The 25259-nt window shown below is 41.7% G+C and carries 30 protein-coding genes; 28 read left to right on the top strand and 2 right to left on the bottom strand.

Annotated elements, in window-relative coordinates; translation table 11 throughout:
• Positions 1–53 precede the first annotated feature (53 nt).
• The 28 genes from QQK21_RS12645 to QQK21_RS12510 all read left to right on the top strand — a co-directional run bounded on the left by QQK21_RS12645 (position 54) and on the right by QQK21_RS12510 (position 23053).
• Positions 54–1013, top strand: coding sequence for an EscC/YscC/HrcC family type III secretion system outer membrane ring protein (locus tag QQK21_RS12645; protein ID WP_284192557.1), 960 nt, complete (start codon positions 54–56; stop codon positions 1011–1013).
• A 12-nt stretch (positions 1014–1025) separates the two neighbouring features.
• The gene (sctD, locus tag QQK21_RS12640) at positions 1026–2231 is read left to right on the top strand and encodes a type III secretion system inner membrane ring subunit SctD (RefSeq protein WP_284192556.1); all 1206 of its coding nucleotides are present in this window, start codon (positions 1026–1028) and stop codon (positions 2229–2231) included.
• Between the two features lie 12 nt (positions 2232–2243).
• The gene (locus tag QQK21_RS12635; RefSeq protein ID WP_284192555.1) at positions 2244–2432 is read left to right on the top strand and encodes a hypothetical protein; all 189 of its coding nucleotides are present in this window, start codon (positions 2244–2246) and stop codon (positions 2430–2432) included.
• 30 nt (positions 2433–2462) lie between these two features.
• Entirely contained in the window at positions 2463–2807 is a 345-nt protein-coding gene (locus QQK21_RS12630) for a hypothetical protein (protein WP_284192554.1), read from the top strand.
• Positions 2808–3056: 249 nt separating this feature from the next.
• Complete coding sequence (sseB, locus tag QQK21_RS12625) at positions 3057–3632, top strand: type III secretion system translocon protein SseB (RefSeq protein ID WP_284192553.1); 576 nt, start codon at positions 3057–3059, stop codon at positions 3630–3632.
• A gap of 40 nt (positions 3633–3672) precedes the next feature.
• The gene (locus QQK21_RS12620) at positions 3673–4464 is read left to right on the top strand and encodes a secretion protein EspA (protein ID WP_284192552.1); all 792 of its coding nucleotides are present in this window, start codon (positions 3673–3675) and stop codon (positions 4462–4464) included.
• A gap of 8 nt (positions 4465–4472) precedes the next feature.
• Complete coding sequence (locus QQK21_RS12615) at positions 4473–4946, top strand: SycD/LcrH family type III secretion system chaperone (protein WP_284192551.1); 474 nt, start codon at positions 4473–4475, stop codon at positions 4944–4946.
• Positions 4939–6384, top strand: coding sequence for a type III secretion system translocon protein (locus QQK21_RS12610; protein WP_284192550.1), 1446 nt, complete (start codon positions 4939–4941; stop codon positions 6382–6384). Before QQK21_RS12615 ends, QQK21_RS12610 begins: the two co-directional genes overlap by 8 nt.
• A gap of 14 nt (positions 6385–6398) precedes the next feature.
• The gene (sseD, locus tag QQK21_RS12605) at positions 6399–6998 is read left to right on the top strand and encodes a type III secretion system translocon protein SseD (protein ID WP_284192549.1); all 600 of its coding nucleotides are present in this window, start codon (positions 6399–6401) and stop codon (positions 6996–6998) included.
• 62 nt (positions 6999–7060) lie between these two features.
• Positions 7061–7546 (top strand): type III secretion protein, encoded by a 486-nt coding sequence (locus QQK21_RS12600; RefSeq protein WP_284192548.1) that lies wholly within the window; start codon positions 7061–7063, stop codon positions 7544–7546.
• Positions 7547–7559: 13 nt separating this feature from the next.
• The gene (locus QQK21_RS12595) at positions 7560–8816 is read left to right on the top strand and encodes a hypothetical protein (RefSeq protein ID WP_284192547.1); all 1257 of its coding nucleotides are present in this window, start codon (positions 7560–7562) and stop codon (positions 8814–8816) included.
• Positions 8817–8989: 173 nt separating this feature from the next.
• Complete coding sequence (locus tag QQK21_RS12590) at positions 8990–9691, top strand: helix-turn-helix domain-containing protein (RefSeq protein WP_284192546.1); 702 nt, start codon at positions 8990–8992, stop codon at positions 9689–9691.
• Between the two features lie 9 nt (positions 9692–9700).
• Complete coding sequence (gene sctF / locus QQK21_RS12585) at positions 9701–9916, top strand: type III secretion system needle filament subunit SctF (RefSeq protein ID WP_284192545.1); 216 nt, start codon at positions 9701–9703, stop codon at positions 9914–9916.
• On the top strand, positions 9913–10218 hold the full coding sequence (locus tag QQK21_RS12580) for an EscG/YscG/SsaH family type III secretion system needle protein co-chaperone (RefSeq protein ID WP_284192544.1): 306 nt from the start codon (positions 9913–9915) through the stop codon (positions 10216–10218). The genes sctF and QQK21_RS12580 overlap by 4 nt, the downstream gene beginning before the upstream one ends.
• On the top strand, positions 10208–10513 hold the full coding sequence (gene sctI, locus QQK21_RS12575) for a type III secretion system inner rod subunit SctI (RefSeq protein WP_284192543.1): 306 nt from the start codon (positions 10208–10210) through the stop codon (positions 10511–10513). The genes QQK21_RS12580 and sctI overlap by 11 nt, the downstream gene beginning before the upstream one ends.
• Positions 10510–11247, top strand: coding sequence for a type III secretion system inner membrane ring lipoprotein SctJ (gene sctJ, locus QQK21_RS12570; RefSeq protein ID WP_284192542.1), 738 nt, complete (start codon positions 10510–10512; stop codon positions 11245–11247). Before sctI ends, sctJ begins: the two co-directional genes overlap by 4 nt.
• Before the next feature lie 2 nt (positions 11248–11249).
• Positions 11250–11828 carry a type III secretion system domain-containing protein gene (locus tag QQK21_RS12565; RefSeq protein ID WP_284192541.1) on the top strand — a complete coding sequence of 193 codons (579 nt, stop codon included), beginning with the start codon at positions 11250–11252 and terminating at the stop codon, positions 11826–11828.
• Positions 11825–12487, top strand: a complete 663-nt coding sequence (locus QQK21_RS12560; protein WP_284192540.1) for a type III secretion protein — start codon at positions 11825–11827, stop codon at positions 12485–12487. Before QQK21_RS12565 ends, QQK21_RS12560 begins: the two co-directional genes overlap by 4 nt.
• Before the next feature lie 3 nt (positions 12488–12490).
• On the top strand, positions 12491–13498 hold the full coding sequence (locus QQK21_RS12555) for a TyeA family type III secretion system gatekeeper subunit (protein WP_284192539.1): 1008 nt from the start codon (positions 12491–12493) through the stop codon (positions 13496–13498).
• A gap of 21 nt (positions 13499–13519) precedes the next feature.
• Complete coding sequence (sicP, locus tag QQK21_RS12550; protein WP_284192538.1) at positions 13520–13951, top strand: chaperone SicP; 432 nt, start codon at positions 13520–13522, stop codon at positions 13949–13951.
• Positions 13941–17186, top strand: a complete 3246-nt coding sequence (locus QQK21_RS12545) for a type III secretion system effector BopA family protein (RefSeq protein WP_284192537.1) — start codon at positions 13941–13943, stop codon at positions 17184–17186. The genes sicP and QQK21_RS12545 overlap by 11 nt, the downstream gene beginning before the upstream one ends.
• Before the next feature lie 4 nt (positions 17187–17190).
• Positions 17191–17592, top strand: coding sequence for a hypothetical protein (locus QQK21_RS12540; protein WP_284192536.1), 402 nt, complete (start codon positions 17191–17193; stop codon positions 17590–17592).
• A gap of 105 nt (positions 17593–17697) precedes the next feature.
• A complete protein-coding gene (locus QQK21_RS12535) occupies positions 17698–18066 on the top strand; it encodes a hypothetical protein (RefSeq protein ID WP_284192535.1) in 369 nt (122 codons plus the stop codon).
• The gene (locus QQK21_RS12530; protein WP_284192534.1) at positions 18057–20102 is read left to right on the top strand and encodes an EscV/YscV/HrcV family type III secretion system export apparatus protein; all 2046 of its coding nucleotides are present in this window, start codon (positions 18057–18059) and stop codon (positions 20100–20102) included. Before QQK21_RS12535 ends, QQK21_RS12530 begins: the two co-directional genes overlap by 10 nt.
• The gene (locus QQK21_RS12525) at positions 20086–21405 is read left to right on the top strand and encodes a FliI/YscN family ATPase (RefSeq protein ID WP_284192533.1); all 1320 of its coding nucleotides are present in this window, start codon (positions 20086–20088) and stop codon (positions 21403–21405) included. Before QQK21_RS12530 ends, QQK21_RS12525 begins: the two co-directional genes overlap by 17 nt.
• A gap of 2 nt (positions 21406–21407) precedes the next feature.
• Positions 21408–21803, top strand: a complete 396-nt coding sequence (locus QQK21_RS12520) for a hypothetical protein (RefSeq protein ID WP_284192532.1) — start codon at positions 21408–21410, stop codon at positions 21801–21803.
• On the top strand, positions 21793–22239 hold the full coding sequence (locus QQK21_RS12515) for a hypothetical protein (RefSeq protein WP_284192531.1): 447 nt from the start codon (positions 21793–21795) through the stop codon (positions 22237–22239). Before QQK21_RS12520 ends, QQK21_RS12515 begins: the two co-directional genes overlap by 11 nt.
• Positions 22232–23053 carry a hypothetical protein gene (locus QQK21_RS12510; RefSeq protein WP_284192530.1) on the top strand — a complete coding sequence of 274 codons (822 nt, stop codon included), beginning with the start codon at positions 22232–22234 and terminating at the stop codon, positions 23051–23053. The genes QQK21_RS12515 and QQK21_RS12510 overlap by 8 nt, the downstream gene beginning before the upstream one ends.
• 44 nt (positions 23054–23097) lie before the next feature.
• On the opposite strand, the gene QQK21_RS12505 is transcribed toward QQK21_RS12510, so the two are convergent.
• Both QQK21_RS12505 and QQK21_RS12500 read right to left on the bottom strand, forming a co-directional pair.
• Positions 23098–24165 carry a hypothetical protein gene (locus tag QQK21_RS12505; protein WP_284192529.1) on the bottom strand — a complete coding sequence of 356 codons (1068 nt, stop codon included), beginning with the start codon at positions 24163–24165 and terminating at the stop codon, positions 23098–23100.
• A gap of 77 nt (positions 24166–24242) precedes the next feature.
• A partial coding sequence (locus QQK21_RS12500; RefSeq protein ID WP_284192528.1) for a D-arabinono-1,4-lactone oxidase occupies positions 24243–25259 on the bottom strand: 1017 nt, incomplete at its 5' end.

Genomic DNA, 25259 nt, shown 5'->3' with positions numbered 1-25259 from the left:
TGTAAGGATACGACAGAGTCGAATGGTATTTATCCCGTCAAGATCCCTCAGTAATGACAGATTCTCAGCAACATGCTAAGTCGCAAAAAGAAGTGCGTATCTTCCCACTTAAATATGCTTCAGCGACTGACACTGTGTATAGCTATCGTAGTCAAGATGTCACCGTACCTGGCGTTGTGTCGGTATTGAAGCAAATTGAACAAGAAGACAACTCAGAATCAAAAGGAGATACCACAAGCTTTTCGGCAGATTCGAGACAAAATGCCGTCATTGTTAGAACAAATAAGCAAGACATGACTATGTATGCATCTCTGATTAAGCAACTGGATATTACACCGACCATGATTGAAGTGTCTGTGACAATTATTGATGTTGATACCTCTGATTTCAATCAATTAGGCATTGATTGGTCTGCTGCCGCTAAGATTGGTGGGGGCAGCGTTACGTTCAATCAAGGAAGCTTAAGTAGCGACAATTTCTCCACTGTGATTGGTAATACAGGCAACTTTATGGTGAGACTGAATGCTTTGCAGCAAAATTCCAAAGCAAAAGTATTGTCTAGGCCTTCGGTTGTCACCTTGAATAATGTGCAAGCAGTACTGGACAAAAATGTTACCTTTTACACAAAAGTGGAAGGTGAAAAAGTCGCTAAACTTGAGTCTGTCACAACGGGTTCTTTACTCAGAGTCACGCCAAGGCTTGTGAATGAAAATCATCATAATAAAGTGATGCTGTCACTTAATATTCAAGATGGCCAGCAAGCTAAACCTATTAGCAGTAAAGACCCACTGCCCCAAGTGGAGAACTCAGAGATTGCAACTCAGGCGACGTTGAGAACAGGAGAAAGTTTGTTACTTGGTGGTTTTGTTCAAGATAAAGATCATACAGTAGAGAACAAAATTCCGTTACTCGGTGATATTCCACTACTGGGTGGGCTGTTTAGAAGCACAGACCACAGCAAACAGAGCGTCATGCGTTTGTTTTTAATCAAAGCTGAACCCGTTAATCAATAACGAGGACTGTTTATGGAACCCAATATCAAACTCTTGTGGCTCACAGGACCCATGCAAGGGAGAGAGCTTAAACTCCCTTCGGGTGATCTTTCTATGGGACCCAGTGGTGACATCATGGTACCACTAGGTCAACGTGAAGCGATAAACATCAGTGTTGATGAGCAAGGAGTGGTAGTAAAAGACAGCATAGATGTGTGGGTGAATGGTATAAAAGCCAAGATCTCAGAGTATTTGCCTCTAGGTCAACCGATTGAACTATCGGGAGTCGGGTTCATTTTAGGTTATTGCGACCAACAGCTTGCGTGGCAGAAACTGCCTCCACGTTTAACGAGAACACAAAGCCGCTTGAGTCACCTCATTTTATTAGGGACCACTTTATTCGCTCTAGCGACGATGATACTTGTGCTTATGCTGCCAGCCAAACGAGAGCCTGTATTTAATCCTCAGCTATGGCTTCAAAGTGAGCTCAATATACCAGCGCTACACCAAGTGAACGCAAGCTGGGGTGCTGATGGGATTGTGACCTTGACAGGATATTGCGACAACTCAACGTCAATGGCAAAACTAAAAGAAGGGCTTAAATTGCACTCTATCCGGTTCAATGCCAAAGCAGTCTGCACAGATAAATTAGTCGGTAATGTTGAGTCAGTACTCAATGCTAATGGTTACCAGAACGTGCATGTGGCTCCAACTCGTCGTATGGGGGAAGTGAGAATTTCAGGGGCGATTCAGTCGGGAGAACAGTGGGATAAGGTCACAACAGAGTTGGCGCAAATTCAGGGGCTGAAGCATTGGCAAGTGGCCAATGATATGGGGGGCTATGTTCAAAAATTCGTTGCTGCACTGCGCGAGAATAACTTGCTGGACGGTGTGATGGTTGAAAGGCGACAAGAAAGCATCTTAGTGACTGGTCAAGTTAATGATGTTATGCGTGCCAAAATAAAACAAGTGAATAAAAATCTCATGTCAAACACCGGTCAGATGGTTGATCTCAGGTTCGAAAATATTCCTGTAAGAGACAATTTGTCCCGCTACTTATCAGGTCAGATAGTCAGCTTTGGCGGCAATACAAGTCATCCATTTGTCGAATTGAGTAATGGCACTCGTCTCCAAATGAATAGCAAATTAGAAAGCGGTTATGTCGTCAGCCACATTGACTTAAAAGGATTGGACTTAAGCCGTGACGGTGAGGTCATCCATGTACCATTCATTCTATAGATAGGAGGCATTATGGCACGTATTACGAATCTAGAGACCTGTTTAAAAAATGATCCTCAAATCAAAGATACTTTGATTAACCAATTGGATCGCATGAAGGCGGATCTGATTCATGAACCACATAAACACACCCAAACACTTAATGGAGCGATTGATGCTGCAAAGGATGTTATAAGCATTTTGGCGAAACGTTATAAGTAGATATAGGGCAATTTTCCAAAGGGGATAACTATGAACGCATTTGATGATATTAAAGCTGTAATGGATGATTTGAACAATCGTAGAAGTGTACTGGCTGGGCAAATGAGAGAATTTCAGCAACTTCAAGGCGAAATTCAAGCATTGGTAGAACGAGCCAGTCATGATCCACAAGCCCGAGCTAAACTAGAAAAGCTCAATCAAGCTTTTCCTGAGGGGATTCAGAATTCTCAGCAGGCTATCATGTCAAAAGTAACTCTGCTCGAAGAGAATTTTAAACAGTTGCAAGAAGGCTTCAAAACAATGGGGGATTCAGATAAGAAAAACGAAGAAGCTTTGCCGAAGCCGAAAAGAAAACAATATAAAAACTATATGTAAATAATTTTATTTACGTTATATATCTTCACATTTCCCGATATGACAATCATGTTATATCGGTTTTTTATTTCATTAATAAGAACACTTTAATTATCTGGTTGTACCACTTAATTGTGTTTTATTTTGATATTGGAAATATAAATATTAATAGCTGTTTTATGATAACTCTACAAACTGAGATGCTAAATGGTGAACTCTCTATTTAGAACCCAGCTTGTAGTAACAATCTATAAATTAGAGGAATATATTATGGCTGTTGACTTTAACAATACATCAGGTACTCAAGGTACCAGCATCATCAACTCACAACAAAGTGAAGATATAAAAAACACTATAGCGTCTAGAGGGGATTGTGTACTCTCAGGTGGTATCGCTGTGCTCTATATGTTCATGAACCTTCTTTCTGAAATGGCAAATGCAAAGTATGGCCAAATGCAACAAAAATCAGACGTTTCTCGTACCGCTCAGGACATGGCAAATAGAGTGGATGAAAAGGTTGCTGAAGCGGCAAAAGAAGGTGATAAAGCCACTCGTGAACTACCTGAAGATGTTGTCAACTATATGCGTGACAATGGTTTCAAGGTCGATGGCAAAACGATTGACCAGTATTTGAAAGAGAATGGAAATAATCTTGATCAGGGCAAGTTAAAAGCGGTTAAAGCATCCTTAGAAACAGTGTCAAATCGAGCATCTGACTTTGTCTCTCAATCGCAACTACAGTTGCAAAAATTAATGCAAACCTACAATGTCACTGTGAGCTTATTAAATAGTATGCAAACAATGCTAGCAGAAATGAATAAATCAATAGCACAGAATATCCGATAAGTGCCTTTAAGAATTCATTAGAAAATAATAAGGAGTTTTTATGCTTCAAATTGATCAAAGCGTCAATGCTCCTTTGTCAGTAAATAATGACAAAGTTGAGCTAGATAACGCAATAAAAGGTGACTGTGTATTATCTGGTGGTGTGGCTGTTTTATATTTATTTATGAATTTGTTGTCCGAATTAGCAGACGCAAAATACAGTCAAATGCAAGCAAAAGCGGATGTGTCACGTAATGCACAAGATATGGCAAATCGTGTCGATGAAGTGATTGCTGGAGTTGCAAAAGAGGGTGATAAAGCGACAGGAAAAATCCCACCAGAAGTCATTAAATATATGAGTGATAATGGCTTTTCTGTCGATGGTATGTCAATTAAGGATTATTTGAAAGCCAATGATCCCTCAGCCACTTATCTTGAAAAGCTCAAAGCGAAAATTGAAGCGTGTGGACCAGAGGGCATGCAGTCATACAGTTGGCAAGATGTCGTAACATACATGGACCAACATGGTATCAAAGTTGATGGTAAAAGAGCTTGTGACTACATATGGGGCTTACCTGAGGTGGGTTATATGTCAGGTCAACAAGTTAGCAAAGCTCACATGCAACATATAGCCAGTGCCTTAGAAGCCGCAGGTGGCTTAGATCAAGGTAAGTTGAAAGCGGTAAAGTCGGCCCTCGAAACGGTCTCAAATCGAGCGTCTGACTTTGTTTCTCAATCACAGCTGCAGTTACAGAAAATTATGCAAACCTACAATGTCACCGTGAGTTTGCTTAACAGCATGCAGACCATGTTGGCAGAAATGAACAAATCTATCGCACAAAATATCCGTTAGGAGGAATTATGGAACAAAAAGATTTTGAGACATTGCAGACATTTCTCCAGCAAGGTGGGTCTTTAAAAATGTTAGCGGATGTCGATGAGAAAGATCTAAACCTTCTTTATCGTTACGGTACACAACTAATGAACTATGGCGATTATGAAGGCGCTAAAAGAATATTTTACTTGTTGATGAAAATTGACCAGTGGAATTTCGATTACTTTTTTGCCTTAGGCACATGTTGTCATCAGCTCAAGGAGCATGAAGAAGCGATCTTTTGCTTCGGCCGAGCCGGGATCATAAAAGTTGAAGACCCACGTAGTCCTTATTTTGCTGCGGGAAACTATCTCGCGGTCGGCAACAAAGATTATGCGATGAAATCCTACAAGGCAGCTCTTAGAGTTTGTCAATGTCATGAAGATGGCAAATGGGATGATATAGCCGTGAAGGCGAAACAAGGTTTAGCTCAACTTAATCAGGAGGTATGCCATGACTAGTGTTAACTTCAATACTCAAACAGCAGTGAGCCGAACATCAGATGCTGAACCTCTTGATAGTATTAAAGAGACCAAATCAAGCTTACCTTCTTCTGGTTTGATGGAAGGTTTAGTTGAGGTTATTGAAAGTGATCGCGAAAGTAACAGAAGCGTTGTAAGTTCTGATGCCGCGAGTCAAGCTCTACAACGTGTACTTTCTGCATTTCACAAAGATGATAGTGCGACGATAAGTCAGCTTGAAAAAGCTTCGATGAATGACATGGTTTTGATGTCCGCAAATCTAGGATTAAAAACCTTTGGTGATACTGCGAATGCTGCAGCGAAAGCTGCCAGGCTAATGACAGATACCCAAGCCGTACTTCGTGATCAACAAGTCAAAGAATTTCAAGAGCAACTCAGCAAGCGTATCGAACAGTCAGAAAAGGCGCATAAAGGTGGAATTTTTGGTGCGATCTTTGATTGGATCGTAGGTGCTGTTGAAGCAGTCATTGGAGTGTTCAAGCTCATAGAGGGCGCTGCGCGAGTCGCTGTTGGAGATGTAGTTGGCGGTGCCATGGATATGGCGAGTGGGGCCGCTTACCTTACTGCTGGCATTGCCGGTATGGTCAAGGCTGCTGCAGAAACAGCAATTTTATGCGGTGCTGACAAAGAAAAATGCCAGCAAGTTATCGATGTTGCCGGAAAAGTCCAACTTGGTGCAGAAGTTGTGGCAATGGCACTGGATATTTTCCAAGCCGGAAGAGCGATTTCTGCGACTCGAACCATTGCAAAAGGAACTGACACAGCAATGCAAGAAGCAGCACCTAAGCTGGTTGAAAGCATAGCAAAAGGTTCCACGCAAGAAGTCACCAATATCGCTCAGCAAGTGGGTAAACAAGTGTCTGAACAAGTTGCCGAGCAAGTTAGCAAGCAACTGATGAATGGGGTGACAAAAGGCGTAGAACAAGTAGCAGAACGCGGTGGTCAAATCGCAAAATCACTAGCGAAAGCCTTTAGCGAAGAAGCCATTCAACAACTGGTCACAAAATCAGTTGAGCGTGCTGCTACAGCCGCTATTGAAAAAGGTGTTCAGCTAACAGCTCAAGAGATTACCAAACAAGTCACGACTGCTGTACGTAATGAAGTAATTAAAACGATCATCAAAGCATGCACCTACACATCGCTGGATTTGATTCGAGCATCTGCAGGGTCTGGTAAAGCAATTACAAGTGGCATTGTGACAGAAGAAAAAGCCAAGCTTCAAAAGCAGATCGAGGAACTAATTCTAAAACAAAATCTTATGGAGTTTTGCTATGACTGGTATGACAAAGCCAAAGAGCAACAGTCCAAAACGATTAAAGACTTAGTTGATAAGCAAGGAGACTCTTTGGATGGCGCAACAAAAGTTATCAATGAGTCCGGTATGTTACAAGCTCGCATTGCGACTTCAGCAGTGTAGCTAAGGGGGATGTTATGAGTACACAAGTTCAAAATAATACAACAGTTCAGACAGCGGATCATGTCTGCGATAATTTGGATTATGGTCACGATGTTTCGGGAAGTGAAGCAATGGATGCAATCTCCCAGCTAAATGAGTTAATCGTGAAGTTGGCCGAGATATTTCAAAAGCTTAGAAATATTTTGCAAGAATATAATCAAAAACAGCAATTACTCGGTTGGGACATGCAAGAAGCCTCAATGGATGCAAAGAGAGACTCAATAAAAAGCGCTTTCGAATCTGCAGCTTGGGCTGGGGGACTGCAAATACTTTCTGGTGTCATTGGAATGGCCGGTGTTGGTGCAAGCGGAAAATTCGGCGAGGCTGCTAGCCACCTAGGGCAGGCATTAGGTAAAGGTGTGGATGGCGTTGGCTCAACCGTTTCCGCTTCAATGACAAAAGATGCAGAAATGGAAAAAATGGATGGGGAGTTTAAAGCAATGAACTCACAAAACTATGCCAAGAATGTGAATGAATTGAGTGACAAAGCTCGTCAAATTTCCGATCAAATGCGTTCACTTGTTAAAGAGCTTGTTGAGCTTCATGGTCGTATTACTTCAGCGGTTCGCAATTAATTGATACATAAGAGAATTGGGGGTAACACCTTAATGTTGCTCCCAATATTAACGGAGATTTTATGATGAATAACGATGCTTTTTCTGTCGATTTCAATCAAGTTGCACTGTCAATAGAGAAAGTTATCAATGGTCACCAAACACTGGGTCAATTGAACAATATTGATGAAGAAGCTTTGGTACATATCTATCAAGATGCTTTAGAAAAATACCAGAATGGTGATATGGCTGATGCTATGGTGCATTTCACGTACCTAGTTATGAATAATCCGTGGCATAGAGAATACATATTTGGGTTGGCATCGGCATTACATGCACTAGAACAATTTGAAAATGCACTGATATTTTATGGTTATGCCTCATTGATGGATGCTTGTGATGCGGGTGTTACTTTTAGAATTGGTCAGTGTTACTTGGCTCTCAATAACCCTAACGAAGCGTTAGATGCCTTACGAACAAGCATAGAGCAAAGTTTTTTATCACCGGAGCAACCAGAGATAAGGCAACTTGCTCAGTCTTTATTAGACGAAACCAACAAACATAATTGATAGGAGCTAAGTCATGGTTATGCCCTTCGAAGTCTCAAATTCCAGATTATCTCAAGTAAGCAGTTATCTTGATGTTGACGTGCCAAAGTCGCCGGTAAAAGAATTCGATGTGTCTCAAGTGCCTTTACCAACATCACATGATGTGATTTCCAACTTGGACCTCGCGGTCTCTGCCAATCAGGAGCAGTTCTTGTCTCATCGAGAGTCTCACCAATCAAACACTAAGGTACTTATCGAAAAATCAGCACACTTATATAAACAGGCTGAGAAAGCAGGCATAGATGTCGCTAAGAGTGCGTTTTTCAAAGAATTATTTAATGTCGCCATTGCTGGGGTCGGACTTGGTCTATCAATTGCAGCAACCGTTATTAGTGGTGGTTTGGGCGTTCCTCTGACGGCAGCCGCTGGTGTGGCATTTGCACTTGCAGTCTCTGATGCTGGGTGTGCCGCTGCAAACTGGTATAAAGCAGCCCATGGAGAACAAGGCCTAAAAATGGGGACTGATACCCTGTCGAATCTGGTTTATGCCCTTCTTGAGAAAATGGGCATGCAGGATGATCGTGCTGAATTCTGGGCTCGTGCAACATCAGCCACGCTTAGATTGGGCTTAACAATAGGGACCTTGTACGCGGGTACAGTATCGGTGCCTTCAGGCTTGGGGGCTGCTACCAGTGCAATATCAACAACTAAGCTAGCAAAAATCGGTGCCTCCGCCGCTGGGAATGAAATATTAGGCTTTAAATTGGGCAGTAATAAAATCTCTCATGATAAAGCGAAAGCTGAACTCGATTCCCATAAAAAAGAAGTCGCTTTTAGTCTTGATACTTCACTTATGGCGATGAAAGACGCTGCACAAAAAACTCATTTGGCCAAATTACAAGAGATTAGTGATGTTGAACGCAACCATTGGGAACAAAAAGTCAACCATGTTCAAAAACAGCTCGAGAGTAATTATAAAAATGTGACAGAGAAAATGGAACAACTTAGCAGCAAACTCAAATCTGTAGAAAGCGAAAAGCAGGAGGTCGACGACAAAGTTAATTTTTTAACGGATGAGAACATGCGTCTTAAGAGAGAGCTTGAGGCTTTGAGAACAAAATCAATAGATCTTCAAGGCACTACTGAGCCGAGTTTGAAAGCGATACATTCTGATGATTTACAAAGTGGCAAAATCGAAAAACTAGCGGGTAATCAGGATGTGGACATGGTCTTTGAGAGTGTCCAACAAGTCGTGTCTGATTTGATCGACAAGGTTGATCAGAATCAGTAATACGGTTTGGTTTTCGATACAAACTGTAACAGATGAGCCCTCGTAAATCACGGGGGCTTTTTAAATCCGTTTTATTTCTACTTATTAAGTCATAACTCAGGTGAAGACCTGATACCAGATATTGCTTGACCTTGGCAAACTATTCCTATGCTCAGAAATAGAAGGTCATTGATATGAAAGCATTACAAGTCGTATTGTTTAATAAACAAGGTCATATCGATTATCAAGGTCAACGTACAGAAATTGGCGCTAATCAATTGGTTATGGTTACAGAAGAAGCTGAAATACATGCGGCAAACCGCAATGATTGGATGAGCGTCTTCTTTTACCCCGGTGAGATTTGCCAAGTTTATCATCTGCTTACAGAGCTAATCAATCAAAACTATGTCGACAAACAGGTAGTAAATAAATCGGTGAAAGCCGTGCCTATTTTCGATGAACTTGTAAACGTGATTAAGCAACTTCATAAAGTGAGTAAAAGTGTCATGCTTCGCTTCGTTTTTACTTATTGTTTAGAAATGGACAAACCCTATTTTTCGAATCTTCTGAATCAATATTCAGACCCCAATGACAAAATATTCGACTTCGTAAGCAAACACATTTATGAGCAGTGGTCTGTGACACGATATGCTGAATTGTTGGGTATGGATGTCACTAAGTTAAACACTGCATTTTACAAATATTATGGTCAATCAACGAAGGCTTGGATTACCGAGCAACGTTTAAGTTACGCCAAACAAACCATTCTGGAGACAGACCGGAAAATAGCTGATGTAGCCTTTGATGCGGGATTCAGCAGTCATTCTCATTTTATAGGCGCCTTTAAGAAGCGTTATCACTGCAGTCCTTCTGACTTGCGGGCTGGAAGAAGGTAGGAGTTTGTTATGGATTTAAATGCAATTATCAATGAATTATCTCTTAAATCAGCTCAATCAGCACAAGATATAAAGACCAAGATGGCACAGGCTGATCCCAACAACCCAGATGAAATGCTAAAAGCTCAGTTTGCGGTACAACAATATTCAAACTTTATGGGATATGAAAGTGCCTTAATTAAAGCCGTTAAAGATATGGTGCAGGGGATAATTTCGAAAATATGAAACGTTCAGATAAACAACTTCTTGTTGAAGCGGCATTAGCCGCCGCGAATCATCGACTGGAACGAAATGCATTGTGTATTTTGGCGGCATTTCCCTATTTGATTACGGATGAAGAAGATAGACGTATTTGTGAAAGCTTAATTTATTTCGCACTGGATAAAAGGTCTCAAGCAATTCGAGCACTCAACGGTTTACATACTCCCAAAGTCGAAGGGTTGCGATTTCTTTATCAGGCACCTTTAGAGAATGTCGACACCCAAAAAATATGTTCACTTATTACTGGAGGTCATGATGGAGATTAGTGCAATTGCAAAAGCTGCATCCAATACATTAGCTAAGCAGGCTGAATCTGTTAATCCAGATGAAGTGCTAGTGGATAAATTCAGTCAATTGATGAAACAGGGAGTCACTGAGACGTCAAAGATGAGTGAATTAGTCGACTCGCCCACTAGCGCTATTTCTTCTGGAGGTATATCACCCGAGCAAGTTATTGAGAGTCAGAAGTTAATTACGCGAGCGGTAGTAGAGGTGGATCTTGCGGCGAAAACTGCGGGAAGTCTTTCTCAATCGATCAATAAATTGGTGACTATGCAATGAAGAAATTCAGATGGCTAACTCTAGTTTTGGCTCTTTTTCTGACAGGTTGTAAGGTAGAGCTTTACCAAAACCTCCCCCAATCTGAAGCGAATCAAATGGTGGCGTTATTGATGCTCAACCATATCGACGTGAACTCAGATATTGATGTTAAAACTGGAAAAGTGACACTAAAAATAGATAAAGATCAGTTTATCAATGCAGTGGAGCTGTTAAGACAAAACGGGTATCCGAAAGCGAACTACGTTGATATTGAGCAATTGTTCCCATCGGGTCAACTTGTTTCTTCTCCTGCTCAAGAAGAGGCAAAAATGAGTTATCTAAAAGAGCAGCAGCTAGAGCGTACCTTATCGAACATGGATGGTGTAATTAGTGCCAGAGTTTCGATTGCTCAAAATTTGAAAAGTGGGTCTAACAATCATTCCAACGCGACAGATAAATCCGCTGCAGTGTATATAAAGTACTCACCAGAGGCCAATTTAAGTAGTTCTGAAACACAAATTCGCAATTTGATCAAAAATGCAGTGCCCGATCTTGAGTACGAAAATATCAGCTTGTTTTTGCAGCCTGCTGACTTTCGCTATCAACCGGTTGTGCAGCAGAGTACGGCTTCGAATGATTGGAATGATCTCCAAAATTGGATTGCAGCCAATAAAACACCGATCACGATTGGCTTGGGAAGTGTATTTATTGCTGGGGTTGCATGCCTATCGATAAGACGTAAAAGGGATTATTAATTATGTCATCTGATGTTATCCAAATAAACAGAACGTTACGCAATGTGAGCTCTAGACTTCATTTTCAGTGGTGGGAAAAGCTGGAACTGGATGCATGGAAAGAGTTGGCAACACGGAATGATTTGGTTAGCCAAAGACTAAATAACGCAATCCTAAGCCGCATTAATTGTGAAAATGTTTGGCTTACTGAAGATATAGAAGTTATAAAAAAATGGTTATCAGTTGTTAAAAAGCTATCGGTATTATTACCCTCTAGTGGCTTAATCGTTCAAGGCTGTCCTGATTATATTTGGACCAATGAATACCGAGAAATAATATTACATAGATTCACCCAGAGTCAGGTTGAACAGCTCATTGCGCTGTGGCCTCACGGTACTGAGCCGCCAATGTGGACGCCTGAGAATATGATAAAAAATGCGGAATATTATTCCGCGAGTGCTTTATATCATTATTGGTCTAAGCATCCTTTTTGGGCCATGTTGTCACTCAGTTTACCCATAATGGAAACCCCGATTGAATTATCTCAGGTTGAAGTTGAAACCACCATCGGTTGGATGTTCAGATTAGAGAGATTTTTATGAAGCCATTTTCTATTTCAGCGACATATTGTGAGCTCCAAAAGACCGGAGAGACTGTCTCAAAACAAAGTATTGAATCTTCCCTCCGTTCTAAGGGCTGTGAGTCTAGGGCTCGTAGTCGTATTGCTGCGATTGTGCGCCGAGCTCGAGTCAAACGAGATAATGCATATCATCAGGCAGACAAGGTAATACAGGAAGCGCATAACAAAGCTCTGGAGTTGGAAGCAACGTGGAAAGAGGAAGCGCAGCGACAAGCTGTTAGAGAGGCCATTACTTGGTTAGTCCAGCAAACGGATATTGAACGCAACTTAATTGACAATATGAAAGATAGAATTCGTCATCAAATGCGTAGCGTTATAGAAAAATGGTCTAATAAACAGGATGTTAGCGACTTTATGATAAAGCAACTTAGCGATCATGTCGCCCATCAAAGTGGTCAAAGTAACCTCATACTCTTCGTGCCGGAAGAGCATTATTTAGCGATGGAAAAAGCATTCAGTGGACAACTTAAGGTTGAGATAAAGCCAGAATTGCATGGCGCTCAAGCTGAATTATCCTCGGAATATTTGGTAGTACGATTTAACTTAGACTTACAACTTCAGCTGCTGCTTGATTCTTTCTCACAAAATAACATGTTTAAAACCAGAGCGAGCGGGGAGTGAGTGATGAGAGTAGATGCAAACTTACACACAGAGTTCAATGCCTTTTCTCATAACCAAACAAGTTCGGTGGTAACGACCGAGTCCACAGCATCGCTCGCTACTGCCGCGCTTGCTGAAGTGAGGCAAGAGGCGTTAGAAGAAACAATGGAAGGATTGAGCCTTGGACTCAGTAGTGTGATGAAAAAGCTCAATCTCGAACATAAAGATCCGATGTTCAATGGTATGGAGAGAATTCTTCAACAAATGGACAAAATGGCACGTCAGTCAATCAACCACATGACTGAGCAATTGTCCCAATTAAAAACCGCCAATCAGATTTTTGCAGCGTTAGAACAGTCAGGCTTGGAGAAAGGCAAAATTGCCTTAATTCTGACATCTTTGATGAGTTTCAAAGGGCTATCTCCATCGATAAAGAAGGAGCTGAAAAAACGTTTAAGCGAAATATTGGATGAGGAAGGCATTGACCTTGAAGTTATTGCTGCCGCACAGGGTATGAATATTGACAAAGAAGGCTTACGTGCTCTTCGGCAGCTATATCAATACGCAAAACGAGGAGAGCAGGGCTTGGCACACTGGTTTGAGTTGTTGGAACAGCAGAAAGATAGACGTCAGTATATTCGAATTCTCATTCGTTCAATGTCAGAGCCGCTCGATGAAGGACAAAAACGTGATGATATGACTATGGTTGCGGCCGTGGTCGCTGATCTGAAAAGATTATTGCTTTTTCTTACGTTTGAAGACCATTGCGGAGCGTTGGCTCGGGCCATGGGAGTTGAAGTTTCTTCAGTGATGTCTGCAACAATAGAGCTACTTGAACAGTCATGGGTCTACCCTGATTTCTTGTCTCTGATTATTGAACGATTGGGTTTGGCTAGTGAACGAAAAGTTATTTTCTTGCGCCGTTGGAAAGACTTACTTGCAGTAATGTCGCAGGCATGTTTTCGCGATCCCGAGCAAAAAGAACATGTTCAGGAAACCATGCTTGAACTTCTAGACCAATGGAATGAGTGAAAAAATTGGGAGAGAGCACATATGAATCATGAAGTAGCATTAAATCGACTTGGTGAGCAACTGGGTTTACCCCTTGAATTTGATCAATCGAATCAATGTATGTTGTTGCTCGACAGTCATCTTCTTATTTCCATAAAACCTCAAAGTGAGTGTTGGGACCTTACATGTATGCTAACCAAAGTCGAGCCAGAGCATGAGCTAACGCTTCTAAAGCACGCTTTATTGGTGAATAACACGCTTAATCAGATTGAAGCGGGCTACATCTTTTATGAGGATAATAGTCAAGCACTACTCTACATGGCGAAAATTGAACATGTTGAATATACAGAAGAAATCATTACGAAATTGGCTGAGGTGATAAACAGGTACGAAAAATTACAAAGCATATTCCAATTAAAAGAGCTTTCAAGTGAAGACATCGCTCGATTAAGAGGTAATGAACATGTCTATTGAACTTAACCAATTTACTCAGAACATCAATAACAACCCACTTGCATTGTCTGACAGCCCTGCAGGCGATCCTATCTTAGTCACAGCTAAATTTGGTTTCGCCGATAAAATATTGCAATGGATGAGTAATATACCGTTACTCAACAATTTGCCGGCGGTGAAAGATTTTACTCGGAGCCAAACAGAAGAAAACCAAAAAGTTTTGTGCGTGTTTATCAACGCTCTTTCTCATGAGTACAGCGAAGAGGTAGTGGATAAAATTGCCGAACAAATGGATCTAAGTGGTGGAACCCCCCTAAGTACTCGGTTAGTCAAGCAAATAATGAATGATCCTATTGGTAACAATAGAGTAGAGAGAAATTCTCCAGTTGGCCGCTCTACCGGCCATGAGTTGATGGATGTGAAGCGAACGGAAAAGTTATTTGTAGGATGTGATGCCACCTTAGCTTCTTGTTTAGATGAACTAGGAAAAGCAATCTCACAATTCGAAAAACCTCGTATTCTACCAATCCCGAGCTCTCTGTCCTACGTAAGTAGTTTGTTTTACAGTGAGACAGACTCTATGCTACAGCTTCAAAAAGAGGTTAATAATTACAATAAAATACTCAATAATGCCTCTTTAGACAATTACTTGCAGCCATTAACTAATTTGTTTGACAACCCTGCACTAGGATCTGATGTTACAGAGAATCTCGATACTCTTTCCACTAGAGTGGCACAATTACAAAGTGCTATACGGGCAGTAGGTCGTGCATTTGAAAGTTTGACCCCAATAGAGCGCAATAATGCGAAGCAACTTAGTGAACGCTTAAATCGGGAAATGGATCTTTTAAGTAAAAATGGAATGTTAATCGACAACTATCAGGTAACTTGGAAGATAAATGCCAATGGGTATGAAAATTTTCATCAATTTTACTCATCGTGTTCGCAGGAGCTTCAATCGGCAATGACTCCCGAACTAAAACGCTTATGTTTTGATCTTGTTACAGACTCTGAGGCTCTAGATAAGAAAGCGCTGGCTCAAAGCTTACCTAACAAACTTGCTCAGTACGCTTCATCTATGTCCGTGGTAAATTTGCGAGTACTTTCCGAAATATTTGCTGAGAGAATACCTACATTAGCTGATGATGTAACCACCGCTTTTCCCAAAGCAGAGCAAAAAGCACAGCTTGGCGCTATTTTGCTGATCGCAGAGGCGTTGAATCAGAGTCAAAAGCAGCTGAGTAAAGAAAGCCACGGTATAGATGAACGTCTAAATGTGTCGGGCAAATTGGCGAGTCTCCGTCATAGCGCCGCCGTTTTTGCCAGCTATTTTCAACAACATATGCAAATAGACAATCATCAAGACGAGCAATTTGTTGCGACACTGTGGGCCATAACTGGACAACAGTGGTTAATCGCAAAAAATAACACTCTAATTCCTGAAGAGTTTGACGATTATAATGATCTTAATCTCAGTGACTTGGCAAAAAAGGAATTGATTCAAAGTTCATCAAATGATGAAACTCGCCAATTGGCTGAGAATATTATCCAAGCTCAATATCGTTCTTCGTGGTTGGATCAAAGGAATACCATTACTTTTGAACTAAACAATCATGGAGGAGTTGACCTCTATGCTGATCTGGAAAGTGGCCGGTTAGTCGATAACCTGACCCAAAATCTACCTCGCTATTCTGATTATATCGAAGAAAAATCGGCCGCATTGGCAGACTATGTTTCAGCCCTAACGGCTTTTTTGCCACATGCCAAATTGGTTGGTAGTGAAGTCACACACCAAGTAGAGTTGACAATTAAAGATATAAATGTGCAGTTGAGTCATTTCAATGACCTAAAAACACACTGTCATGCCGTTCAGCAAGTTCTCGATACAAAAGTACTTTTAAGCAATAAATTGGCTCGAGTAGATGCCATGTTAGACAACTCGATAGTCTCTATTAGGAAACGGTTAAACTTGCAAGGCTTCCTCACGTTCTTGCCTGCTTTGAGGAAAAACAATGAAAAAGTCAGAGAACTGGTGGCGGAACGAAATGAACTGCAACGTCGGTTAGATCAGCAAGAATTGGCTCACCTCAAACCTAAAATTGATTCTCTAAATGCAGATATCCAGCTTCTTGATTATGAATATGAGAGACGATTGCTTGAATTGACAAGGTTTGACCATAAGATTAAACAAGAAAAAGGTTATCCAGGTGACATCGGAAATAGTTTTGAGTCATGGTCTGCTTGGGTCAAACAGAATGTAGCAGGAAGTTTATCGGGTGACTATCGGCCCGATATGAGCATGCTGCTTCTCGAGCGGCAGATGGCTAAAGCCGGTATAAGTGGCTATACAGAAGCATATCAATCACTTTTTGTAACGTTACGTTCAGGTCAGGTTGGCCTCAGCCATGATAGTGTTAAAAAGGCGCTCGTTGATTTGCATCATTGGGCGATGTCTCACCCCATAGAGTCGCAAGCTCTCGCTGGTAATTTAAATCATGTTTTTCAGATTGTCAGTACTAATGGTGGCTTCTTTGGTTCTGATATTGCCGCTATGGCAACGACCATCTGGAGTACTGGGACAGTAGAAAATCAGGTAAAAGATATTCTTCAAGGTCGCAGAGAGTTTTTACCTAGCCAAGAAGCTTTATCTATGACGCCAGAGATGATCGCCCTGTTGCATCTTGCTCAAAGTGCACCCTATATGGCTGCTGCAGTAAAAGGGCTTGCTGGTGGTGGTCTTGTGGCAAATGGAGCAGGGTTACTTGTCTCGGCATTAATGCCAGGTGTTGCTGTTGCTCAACCGATGGCGAGAATACTTGGTGGAATAGTACAAACATGGTCTGAAAACAAAGCGGTAAATGTCGTCACACAACATAGAACGACGGAAGTGATGGTGAATGCCCTAATGAGGGGAATCATAAACCAAGGAAGTTTTAAGGACCGAGCTCAAGCGATGGTTATGTATACGATGCAGCGTCAAGCGTTACAAGATGTAGGGACACTTTCTCGAGATTGTTTTGAAACCAGTAAAACTGGAATGATACAAAGAGCTTGGCATGATATAAAAAATCTATGGTCTGAGATGGATTGGAAAGCACGAACCTTTACCGTGGTTACGACGGCTGCATGCTCTATTGGTGCGGCAGCCGCAGCCGTAATTGGGGTGATGTCGATCGTTGGAACAGGGGGGGGGCGCTATTGCAATTGCCGCTCTAGCTGGTCTAGGTGCTCTGTCAGTTGGTGGATTTTTCGCTAGGACAATGTTAAATCTTATTGCGGCTAGTAATTTTTTGGGGTTGAACGATGCCAATGAAAGGGCTAGAGAAAAAATGACTCAGCAGCGTATTGATGAAGCGCTAAGACGGTTGGACGAGAGAACAAACAACAGTCGTATCGCTGAGTTGCTTGGTGATTCACTCAAAAATACAGGTAAGTCACTCAATCTTACCAATATGGCAGCTGAGCAGCAGGAGCAGATATTGCAAGGAGAACTCATCAAAGCTGCGAAAACGTCGACAGAAAAACTTGACGGCAGGTATAAACAAATACGAGATGAAGAAATTGCATATGCAGAAGATTTAACAGGTCAAACCATCGAGAAAAGTAAGTGGTATGAATGTTATGATGAGGTACAGAAATTCATAACACAATATGCAGCATAGACACCAAGGCCCCAGCATAGTCTGGGGCCATTTTCAGGTGTAGACCTGATATTCCCGACATGTAAATCGCGCCATTATGTCTGTGTTGACTAGATAGGAGCGATTATGGATCTACAAGTACTAAGAAACATAGAACAGCTAAATTCTTTACTTAGACTGCCTCGAATAGAGCCTAAAGATATCCTTGAGATACATCAATCCCCCTATGGTCTAAGGCTTGAAGTTATGGATGATCGTCTAATGTTAACCTCATGGTTAATCGACATTCGTGACCTCGATTTAGAAAGTGCACTAAAGACAAACCAACCGGAACGTTTTAGGGGCTTACCTCAACGCCTCTTTACCATCAAAGATCAGCTTTTTATTAGTACCTTCTGTCCACCTAAGTTTGATGCACGGCAGTGGTTTGATGTATGCAAAAAACAGCGGGAATTTCTCATGCAGTTGGCGGGAGGAAAACGTCTATGTCAGTAGCAACGCGTTGGTTGGCTAAAGTGGCTGGTAGGCAAGATATTATTTTGAGTGCGATGTTGATTATCGCCGTCTTTATGATGATTTTGCCTCTGCCAACTACTTTAGTCGATGTATTGATTGCCTTGAATCTTGGTATGTCAATTATACTTTTGATGATTGCGATATATATTCGAGATCCGCTCGAATTTTCTGCATTTCCCTCAATGTTGTTGATAACAACGCTGTATCGCTTGGCATTGACAATTAGTACTAGCCGATTGATTTTACTACAGCATGACGCTGGCGAGATCGTTTATACCTTTGGTGACTTTGTTGTTGGAGGCAACCTTGCTGTTGGCATTATTGTGTTTGCCATCATCACCATAGTTCAGTTTATCGTCATTACCAAAGGTTCAGAACGTGTTGCTGAGGTCAGTGCACGATTTTCACTTGATGGAATGCCGGGTAAACAAATGAGTATTGATGGCGACATGCGAGCTGGAATCATCGATGCAAAAGAGGCCAAACGCCAGCGTTCCATTGTCCAGAAAGAAAGCCAACTTTATGGGGCTATGGACGGGGCAATGAAGTTCGTTAAGGGTGATGCCATTGCAAGTGTTATTGTCATTTTAACAAACATTTTTGGTGGGATAGCGGTAGGCGTTTTACAACATAATATGTCTGCATCTGACGCAATTAATACTTATGCTCTTTTATCAGTTGGTGATGGACTGATTGCTCAAATTCCCTCACTGCTTATTTCTATCACCGCGGGGTTGATTGTTACACGAGTACCTGGCGAAACAAAGAATAACCTTGCCAACGAGCTTATTGAGCAAGTTTCACGTCAACCCTCTTCTCTTCAAATGGCGGCGGCGGTGATGTTTGTATTCGCCATTATTCCGGGGTTTCCTTGGTTTGTCTTTGGGCCTCTAGGACTTACTGTTTTGGGAGCATCATTTTGGCTCATGAGAAAAAACAACGTCAAAGAGCAGAGCCAAGGATTTGTCTCTCACGCAGGACAAGAAGAGTCTATAGATCAAGAAATGACACCGGGAGCTGTACCACTCATGCTTGCAATTGGCAGTGATATCATGCAAGAAAATCTGTCCAAATCATTGCAGGGCTTGAGATGGAAACTGTTTGAAAAGCTTGGTTTGCCTTTGCCTGAAATTCAGCTCCAGACGTTGCGAAATGATAGAAGTGAAGCATTTGAATTATTCCTGTACCAAGAACCAATAGTAAAGCTACATATCCCCAGACAGACAATCTTGGTACTAAAGAATATTGATGGAATAGAAGGTGAACAAAGCAAATTATCATTTAACCAGCAAACATTGCATTGGTATTCGTTTGATCATATCGATGAGATCGTTACAACGGGTTCGGAACATTATCAAGGTAACGATATTGTTAATTACCTTGTTGAGATGGCAACACAACACTTCGCCAAAGAATTCCTAGGAGTACAAGAAACGCGTTATTTAATGGACTCAATGGAAATGCGTTATTCAGAGCTTGTTAAGGAATTACAGCGGTTGTTACCGGTGAGCAAAATTACCGAAATACTGCAGCGTCTTGTCGAGGAAAACATTTCCATTCGAGATCTACGAACAATTTTCGAGACATTGGTCGAGTGGGCGTCTAAAGAAAAAGACACCATTATGCTCACAGAATACGTTCGTGTTGCGTTAAGACGGCATATTAGACGCAAATTTACTGTCGCAGAAGGTTGGATTCCTATGGTTTTAATCGGTGACGGGATAGAAAATCAGATTCGAGAATCAATACGCCAGTCTGCTGTCGGTGCGTATAGCGCTCTCGAACCAGAAGATGAACAAAATATCATTGCTTTGATTAAGGCTAAGGTACCAGAACACGTTCCATGCGTGGTTTCTACTTCCTTAGATATAAGACGTTATTTACGAAAGATTATTGAACCATCGATGCCCATGACGCCCGTGCTTTCATTTCAAGAAATTGGTGAAGATGCAAGTATAAAAGTAATAGGACGGGTAGATGTATTAGCGGAGGCTCCAAATGCAATTGCCGGATAGCATTCAACTAACAGAAATACTTGAGAAAGAACTTTTTCCAGAACTCCCTGATATTAAGCCGTTCCGCAGGTTTGGAAAAATCCTTGAAGTAACCTCGACGTTAATTCGATCTACCTTACCTGATGCAAAACTGGGAGAACTTTGTTTGATAGGAGACACTCTTCAAGCCGAAGTTGTAGCAATTAAAGGTGAGGAAGCATGGCTTTCTCCATTTCAAAGTACGACAGGGATTGGAACTGAAATGCAAGTCGAGCCATTGGGACATGGACATAGAGTGAAAGTAAGCCAAGATCTTCTGGGGCGGGTCGTTGACGGTTTAGGTCGACCAATGGATCAAGGAGAATGGTTTGGACAATGGCGTGATAACCAAGGCAGTGCACCAGACCCACTTAAACGCAAGCTCATTAGTAAAGTGATGCACACTGGAGTGAAAGCCATAGATTCTGCGTTAACGTTAGGAGTTGGTCAGCGGGTAGGGATTTTCGCAGCGGCAGGCGGCGGTAAGAGTACTCTCTTGGGGATGCTGGCAGGAAACTGTGAGGCTGATGTGATTATTTTAGCCTTGGTTGGAGAGCGAGGTAGAGAAGTTCGTGAATTTATAGAGTATTGCTTGCCACCTGAAGTAAGAAAAAAAACGGTGCTCGTGGTTGCGACATCAGACAAACCTCCACTTGAACGAATGAAAGCGGCATTAACTGCCACAACTATTGCCGAGTTTTTTAGAGATGAGGACAAGAATGTTCTACTTATGGTGGACTCAGTAACTCGTTTTGCACGTGCAGCTAGGGAAATAGGATTAGCTGCGGGGGAGCCTCCAGTAGCAAATGGTTTTCCTCCCAGTGTCTTCGTCTATTTGGCTTCCTTACTTGAGCGAGCTGGTCCTGCTCCTATAGGCAGTATTACTGGTATCTACACTGTTTTGGTTGAAGGCGACAACATGAATGAGCCTGTTGCTGATGAAGTACGCTCAATTTTGGACGGACATATAGTTTTATCACGAAAACTTGCAGGAGCTGGTCATTATCCTGCTATTGATGTTAACGCAAGCGTCAGCCGAGTTATGGATCAGATTGTGACAGCGCAACACAAAAATGATGCGAAGCATTTAAGGAATCTGATCGCATTGTATCAAGATGTTCAACTTTTAATTCGAGTTGGTGAGTATCAGCGTGGACAAGATCTTTTGACTGATGAAGCCGTCGACAAGTTTCCTGAAATTGAGCGTTTTCTGTGTCAAGGAACGGGTGATATAGCACCGTTTAGTGAAACGTTAAGCAAATTACATTCTTTGTGTAAGGGTTAGTCATGATACTTACCCGTCAAGAAAAGCTCTTCATCAGGCAGCTTATTGCTCTTCGCAAACGCAAGGAGGAAAAACTGCAAGCTCAATGGAAAACGCTGGATGAAGAACAAAATAATTGCCGAGAGGAACGTATTCTTGCTTATCAGTTATGGAACGAGTCTCGAGCCGTACTTGTGGCGTCAAACGCAGACGATAAATTGCTAACGCGCAATGAGCTTACCCAGTTAATCAGTGACAAACGTAGTCAATATTTGCAAGAAAGATCCAGAGCAGAATCAATCGATTATTGGGATAAACGAGTAGAGCAAATTGAACACCAGAAAGCAGAGTTAACTCGGCAAAAAGCAATATTGATTAGGGGGCAAGAAAAGTTAAAAGGGGTCCTTGATGAGCAATAAAATTGAACAAATTTCCTCACGTAATTGGCGTGTTGAAGGGGTGACGTCTAGACATGATGCAGATCCTGAATTAAGGCGTAAGTTTGCCTCTCTATTTTCTCATCGAGAGGATGTTCAGAAAAGCGCGAACAAAAATACGTTTTCGACAGGGTTGGTTTCATCGCTTGTTAGTCAATTGTCTGAAGTTAATCATGTCGCTACATGGCGTAATGCCGAAATACTCAGAGAAGAAAAAAGCCTAACATTCCGCCTATTGAATGGCCCCATGACCGGATTGACTATTGTTGCTTCATGGCGGGGTCAGGCAGTGACCTTAACGCTTAGACCCAAAAATCAAAAACAACATGAGGCGATCGAACGCATGACCTCGAAAATCACTGCTCGTTTGTCTCGATCAAGAATACCATTTGAAATGGAGATAGTGAAATATGAATAATTTGATAGCGTTAGCTCAAGTTATTGGCTCAGGTTTGAGCAATCAGAATTGTTATCTTTCGCTCCAACAAGTAGGCTATGAAGTCGGAACTTTCTGGGCGTATCGTGGGGACAGTAAAAGTGGTATTTGGTGTAGTGAGCGAGACTGGGCAGCGGGTATTGAGACACAATTATCTTCAAGCACAGTGCCAGATGATTTAATTCCAACCATGGTTGCAGCACTTTTTTCTGTGGTAAATATTCCATTCGTAAGAGATATTAATATCAAAGGAGAAGCTTGTAGCTTACCCAGTGATATTTACCCAGTTGTACAATGTGATGGATATCAGTTTGTACTTGTAGGGTTTTCTGCAACATGGATAAAACACCTTACAATGGGCTGGGAAAGCTACTTTGCACCGCAGATAAGGGTCAAAGTTCCATTGGTGGTCGGTTATCTTACCCACACACAACCTGTATTTGATGGGGAAGGTGTATGGTTAAAGGAGGGACATGATCCCAATTTAGGAACGGCAATTTTGTGGTGGGAAAAACCGGTTGCGAGCGTTCAATATCAAGCAGAAAATACTTGGTCTGTGACCAATTTGTATGCCTCTTATTCGCTCTCTGATGACGTCAGTTACGTTCAAATTGCCACTCTTGATATAAGTTTGCAAGACTTATATCAACTGGAAAATAATTACAGTTTTGAGGCAGAGCTAAGTTGTGAGGTACAGAGCAAACTCATTTCCAACAATGCTTGTGTAGCCAAAGGCGATCTATTGGTTAGCCCAGATGGAGTTGTGTTTTATGCTGACAAAGACCATATAACTTAGCTAATATATAGCCGTTTAGCCTCTCTAAACGGCTATATAATGTACTACTTTTGACGGTTTTCGTTGGGAAGATCATCACAATAAAATGGGCCACTGAATTCCAGTAATGCTTGATCCATTACAATAGATTCTTCCAATTGCCCGAACTCATAAAGAGAAAACTGCACATTTGCCGCCATTGATTTCATATACTTTTGTTCGCCACCAAAAATAATCACAGAAGGAAACTGCAGAGAGTAAAAGTTTTCGAATGGAGAATTGACCTCCATAATCATTTTGTATCGCAACTTGTTCATTTCAAGTTTAAAGTAGCCTGCGCAAGAGTCGTATTCTCGTTTGACTGATAAATTACCGATCGCAGGGTAGAAGATAAGATCGTATTTGTCAGAAATATACCTACCAGCCCAAAGTTCGAAGTTGCTATCGCCAACCTTAGCCCCTGTAAACATATAATAAAGATCGTCTGACAATCCCATACTGTATATCATGCCAGCGCTAGACTCTTTGTCATACCAACCTTTATCAACCTGCGCATAGCCTGAGCCAAATAGAGAATGTGAGCCATCAGAGAATGTATATTGGATAGGGGTGCCTACAGTATAAAGAAACCACTTGCCACCAACTCCTGGGATTTCTGGAATAATGCCAAATGGAGTTTGCCCAGGGTTTGAGCCTCTCCAATAGTGGGCATGTTCTCCATCCCACCTCATAGTAAAATTAAAATCATTGTATGAAACCTGCAAAGAGTCTTGATTGGCCAAAACTATACCGGGTATTTCATAATGGAACTGCTCTACGTCATCGAACCCCTTTAATATCAGCTCATCTCGGAAAATATCATACTTAACTGTTTTGCCATTGAGAGGCGTAAAGGCTAAGTGAACATAAGCTTTGGGTGCAGGAGTAGTAAAATTAGGAGCAATATAAGTTTGTAAACTGATCTTGAAATAGCCGAGCTCGGGGACAGCGACGTTGTAAAACCATTGCTCTGCCCAAGTTTTATCTGAGCTTGGTTCGTGTGGCCTCAAATCATCTAATGTTGTGGCAAATGATGTTGAGCAGAATAATGTCAACATAGTGACAAACATGAACGGCATAAACGTAAAGTTCATAATCAGATATTCCATATAAACTAGTGAAGCATGGAGTGGGAGGGCCAGCCGTATTCATATACAGCTGGCATTGGATATTATTTACGACAGATTCGAGCTTGAGTGAAATAAAGCCCCTCTTTACACTGAGTGCCAGATTGGCAGTGCTCGTCTGTTTGGCAGTAGCATTCACCGCGTACGTTGCATCCAGGGGTTAAATAATCTTCCATTGGAATACTGCCACTCACTCGTTCCCAGAATGGATTAGTGAAGACGTTATGAGGATCTAGCTCAGATTTTGCCTGCAAAAACTCTGGCCACATCGGGAATCGAGATGGCATGTCCTCAAATATCGCCACAGAATTTTTGCCCCAATGAGGTCTAGCATTGTATTTGCGCAATGACATCTGCTCAATTTCTAGGTTGACAAAGTAGTTCTTTGGCTCTTTTTTGCCTTCTTGCCGAAGCGTATATTCTATGCCAACAAACGCCGTTTCACGACCAGAACTCATACCTAGGTAACTTTGCGAAGCTTTACCGAATCGGAAATAAATACCATTTAATGGGAAACAGGTTCTCGGATGCGCTGCAACGATTTCTCGAACGTCACTTATCCAATCCGGTAAACGTTCAATATCAATCGCAACTTCTTGAAGAGCAATAGGGAGCCTATCCCAAATACATTTGTTCGGGTCTTTGCATTTGAAATACTGCATTTGATCCGAATAGCCTACGGGGTTGTCAACTTTTTTGCCTGAAATACTATCTCTGAAATAAGATTTAGCTCTAGCATTATAGCGGGCTGTTGCCGCAAGACATTGTAAGCCAGTCCCTGGGAATTCATGGGCAGCATTAAACAATAAGCCGAAGAAAAATTCCTCTGCATCAGAGACATCTGCTTGAGCATTGTATGCTTGCCCCTGGGTTTCGAGTGGGACAGGATTGTAGAGTGTCGTGGTATATCTTCCAAGCCCTGGGAACCAAGCAATATTAGCAGAATAATTGTTGCGAGCGATATCCAACACCTTATCCTCTAATCCAGAATCATCACGAAGAAGTGGCCCCCGATTTTCGGACATGACTTTAAGTGATTGATCTGTTTTGATAGTACCCAG

It is taken from the genome of Vibrio zhanjiangensis (assembly GCF_030161235.1).
Taxonomy (GTDB): domain Bacteria; phylum Pseudomonadota; class Gammaproteobacteria; order Enterobacterales; family Vibrionaceae; genus Vibrio; species Vibrio zhanjiangensis.
The sequence above is the reverse complement of the archived record's forward strand: the minus strand, read 5'-3'. Positions and strand labels throughout refer to the sequence as shown.

Coding starts and splice junctions, on each gene's coding strand:
- sctI (WP_284192543.1), top strand. CDS start 10,208: ATGGAGATTAGTGCAATTGCAAAAGCTGCATCCAATACATTAGCTAAG.
- QQK21_RS12590 (WP_284192546.1), top strand. CDS start 8,990: ATGAAAGCATTACAAGTCGTATTGTTTAATAAACAAGGTCATATCGAT.
- QQK21_RS12645 (WP_284192557.1), top strand. CDS start 54: ATGACAGATTCTCAGCAACATGCTAAGTCGCAAAAAGAAGTGCGTATC.
- QQK21_RS12530 (WP_284192534.1), top strand. CDS start 18,057: ATGTCAGTAGCAACGCGTTGGTTGGCTAAAGTGGCTGGTAGGCAAGAT.
- sseB (WP_284192553.1), top strand. CDS start 3,057: ATGGCTGTTGACTTTAACAATACATCAGGTACTCAAGGTACCAGCATC.
- QQK21_RS12510 (WP_284192530.1), top strand. CDS start 22,232: ATGAATAATTTGATAGCGTTAGCTCAAGTTATTGGCTCAGGTTTGAGC.
- QQK21_RS12620 (WP_284192552.1), top strand. CDS start 3,673: ATGCTTCAAATTGATCAAAGCGTCAATGCTCCTTTGTCAGTAAATAAT.
- sctF (WP_284192545.1), top strand. CDS start 9,701: ATGGATTTAAATGCAATTATCAATGAATTATCTCTTAAATCAGCTCAA.
- QQK21_RS12565 (WP_284192541.1), top strand. CDS start 11,250: ATGTCATCTGATGTTATCCAAATAAACAGAACGTTACGCAATGTGAGC.
- QQK21_RS12505 (WP_284192529.1), bottom strand. CDS start 24,165: ATGAACTTTACGTTTATGCCGTTCATGTTTGTCACTATGTTGACATTA.
- sctJ (WP_284192542.1), top strand. CDS start 10,510: ATGAAGAAATTCAGATGGCTAACTCTAGTTTTGGCTCTTTTTCTGACA.
- QQK21_RS12580 (WP_284192544.1), top strand. CDS start 9,913: ATGAAACGTTCAGATAAACAACTTCTTGTTGAAGCGGCATTAGCCGCC.
- sctD (WP_284192556.1), top strand. CDS start 1,026: ATGGAACCCAATATCAAACTCTTGTGGCTCACAGGACCCATGCAAGGG.
- QQK21_RS12595 (WP_284192547.1), top strand. CDS start 7,560: ATGGTTATGCCCTTCGAAGTCTCAAATTCCAGATTATCTCAAGTAAGC.
- QQK21_RS12610 (WP_284192550.1), top strand. CDS start 4,939: ATGACTAGTGTTAACTTCAATACTCAAACAGCAGTGAGCCGAACATCA.
- QQK21_RS12515 (WP_284192531.1), top strand. CDS start 21,793: ATGAGCAATAAAATTGAACAAATTTCCTCACGTAATTGGCGTGTTGAA.
- QQK21_RS12630 (WP_284192554.1), top strand. CDS start 2,463: ATGAACGCATTTGATGATATTAAAGCTGTAATGGATGATTTGAACAAT.
- QQK21_RS12560 (WP_284192540.1), top strand. CDS start 11,825: ATGAAGCCATTTTCTATTTCAGCGACATATTGTGAGCTCCAAAAGACC.
- QQK21_RS12635 (WP_284192555.1), top strand. CDS start 2,244: ATGGCACGTATTACGAATCTAGAGACCTGTTTAAAAAATGATCCTCAA.
- QQK21_RS12545 (WP_284192537.1), top strand. CDS start 13,941: ATGTCTATTGAACTTAACCAATTTACTCAGAACATCAATAACAACCCA.
- QQK21_RS12540 (WP_284192536.1), top strand. CDS start 17,191: ATGTTAAATCTTATTGCGGCTAGTAATTTTTTGGGGTTGAACGATGCC.
- QQK21_RS12535 (WP_284192535.1), top strand. CDS start 17,698: ATGGATCTACAAGTACTAAGAAACATAGAACAGCTAAATTCTTTACTT.
- QQK21_RS12555 (WP_284192539.1), top strand. CDS start 12,491: ATGAGAGTAGATGCAAACTTACACACAGAGTTCAATGCCTTTTCTCAT.
- QQK21_RS12525 (WP_284192533.1), top strand. CDS start 20,086: ATGCAATTGCCGGATAGCATTCAACTAACAGAAATACTTGAGAAAGAA.
- QQK21_RS12520 (WP_284192532.1), top strand. CDS start 21,408: ATGATACTTACCCGTCAAGAAAAGCTCTTCATCAGGCAGCTTATTGCT.
- QQK21_RS12600 (WP_284192548.1), top strand. CDS start 7,061: ATGATGAATAACGATGCTTTTTCTGTCGATTTCAATCAAGTTGCACTG.
- sicP (WP_284192538.1), top strand. CDS start 13,520: ATGAATCATGAAGTAGCATTAAATCGACTTGGTGAGCAACTGGGTTTA.
- sseD (WP_284192549.1), top strand. CDS start 6,399: ATGAGTACACAAGTTCAAAATAATACAACAGTTCAGACAGCGGATCAT.
- QQK21_RS12615 (WP_284192551.1), top strand. CDS start 4,473: ATGGAACAAAAAGATTTTGAGACATTGCAGACATTTCTCCAGCAAGGT.